Below are 2,129 nucleotides of genomic sequence, written 5' to 3'. Positions count from 1 at the left end.
CTGTCCGGGGGCACCGAGACGACGGCCATGGACCTGGAGAAGGCCAGGGCCGACGGCGAGTACGTGGTCCCGGTCAACGCCCACGCCCGGATCACGCACGGCAACACCCGTGCCTACGGCGGTACGTTCCTCGTCTTCTCGGACTACATGCGCAACGCCGTCCGTCTCTCGGCGCTGATGCACCTGCCGGTGACCTACGTGTGGACCCACGACTCCATCGGCCTCGGCGAGGACGGCCCGACCCACCAGCCGGTCGAGCACCTCGCCTCGCTGCGCGCCATCCCCGGCCTGAACGTGGTCCGCCCGGCGGACGCCAACGAGACCGCGATCGCCTGGCGCGAGATCCTCAGGCGCTACACGAAGGTGTTCGGCAAGGGGGCCCCGCACGGCCTCGCGCTGACCCGCCAGGGCGTGCCGGTGTACGAGCCGAACGAGGACGCGGTCAAGGGCGGTTACGTCCTCTTCGAGGCGTCGAACCAGGCCCCGGAGGTCATTCTCATCGCCACCGGCTCCGAGGTGCACGTCGCCGTCGAGGCGCGCGAGCAGCTGGAGGCCGACGGCGTGCCCACCCGCGTCGTGTCCATGCCGTGCGTGGAGTGGTTCGAGGAGCAGGACCAGGGGTACCGGGACAGCGTCCTGCCGCCGTCCGTCAGGGCTCGTGTCTCGGTCGAGGCCGGCATCGGTCTCACGTGGCACAAGTACGTCGGGGACGCCGGCCGCATCGTTTCCCTGGAGCACTTCGGTGCTTCCGCCGACGGCAAGGTGCTCTTCCAGGAGTTCGGCTTCACTGCCGAGAACGTGGCCGCGAAGGCCCGGGAATCCATCGCTGCCGCCCAGCGCTGACGCTCATATACGACCCGTAGGAGATGTAATTCCATGACAGACGCACTCAAGCGCCTCTCCGAGGAAGGCGTCGCGATCTGGCTGGACGACCTGTCGCGCAAGCGGATCACGTCCGGCAACCTCGCCGAGCTGATCGACCAGCAGCACGTCGTGGGCGTCACCACCAACCCGACGATCTTCCAGAAGGCGATCTCCCAGGGCGACGGCTACGACCAGCAGGTCTCGGACCTCGCCGCCCGCAAGGTGACCGTCGAAGAGGCCATCCGCATGATCACCACGGCGGACGTCCGCGACGCCGCCGACATCCTGCGCCCGGTCTACGACGCGACCGACGGCCAGGACGGCCGGGTGTCGATCGAGGTCGACCCGCGCCTGGCGCACAACACCAGGTCGACCGTCGCCGAGGCCAAGCAGTTGGCCTGGCTGGTGGACCGTCCCAACACCCTCATCAAGATCCCGGCCACCGAGGCGGGCATCCCGGCGATCGCGGAGGTCATCGGCCTCGGCATCAGCGTCAACGTCACGCTGATCTTCTCGCTGGAGCGCTACCGCAAGGTCATGGACGCCTACCTGACCGGCCTGGAGAAGGCCAAGGAGCGCGGCCTCGACCTGTCGCAGATCCGTTCGGTGGCGTCGTTCTTCGTGTCCCGGGTGGACACCGAGATCGACAAGCGCCTGAACGACATCGGCACCGACGAGGCCAAGGCGCTGCTCGGCAAGTCCGCCGTCGCCAACGCCCGGCTCGCGTACCAGGCGTACGAGGAGGTCTTCTCCTCGGACCGCTGGAACGCGCTGGAGTCCGCGGGCGCCCGCAAGCAGCGTCCGCTGTGGGCCTCCACCGGCGTGAAGGACCCCGCGTACAAGGACACCCTGTACGTCGTCGACCTGGTGGCGCCGAACACGGTCAACACCATGCCGGAGGCCACGCTGTTCGCGGTCGAGGACCACGGCGAGATCGCCGGCGACGCCGTCACCGGTACGTACGAGCAGGCGCGCGCCGTGCTCGACGCCGTGGAGGCGCTCGGGATCGCGTACGACGACGTGGTCCAGGTTCTGGAGGACGAGGGCGTCGAGAAGTTCGAGGCGTCCTGGAACGACCTGCTCAAGTCGACCCAGGCGGAGCTGGAGCGCCTGGCCCCCTCGGAGGGCTGATCACTTGTCACCCCTTTCCGGTTCCGGAGCGAACCCGCTTCGTGACCCCGCGGACCGACGGCTCCCGCGTATCGCGGGGCCGTCGGGCCTGGTCATCTTCGGCGTCACGGGCGACCTCTCCCGCAAGAAGCTCA

General features: G+C 68.9%; 2 protein-coding genes. Both read left to right on the top strand.

Annotated elements, in window-relative coordinates; genetic code table 11:
* Positions 1–843: transketolase C-terminal domain-containing protein (locus ABZ646_RS45540; protein WP_360533380.1), on the top strand; the 843-nt coding region annotated here is incomplete at its 5' end.
* Between the two features lie 33 nt (positions 844–876).
* On the top strand, positions 877–1,995 hold the full coding sequence (gene tal / locus ABZ646_RS45535) for a transaldolase (protein ID WP_360533377.1): 1,119 nt from the start codon (positions 877–879) through the stop codon (positions 1,993–1,995).
* The last annotated feature ends 134 nt before the right edge of the window (positions 1,996–2,129 follow it).

The sequence above is a fragment of the Streptomyces sp. NPDC007162 genome (assembly GCF_040634175.1).
GTDB lineage: Bacteria > Actinomycetota > Actinomycetes > Streptomycetales > Streptomycetaceae > Streptomyces.
This window is presented reverse-complemented; position numbering and strand designations above follow the sequence as displayed.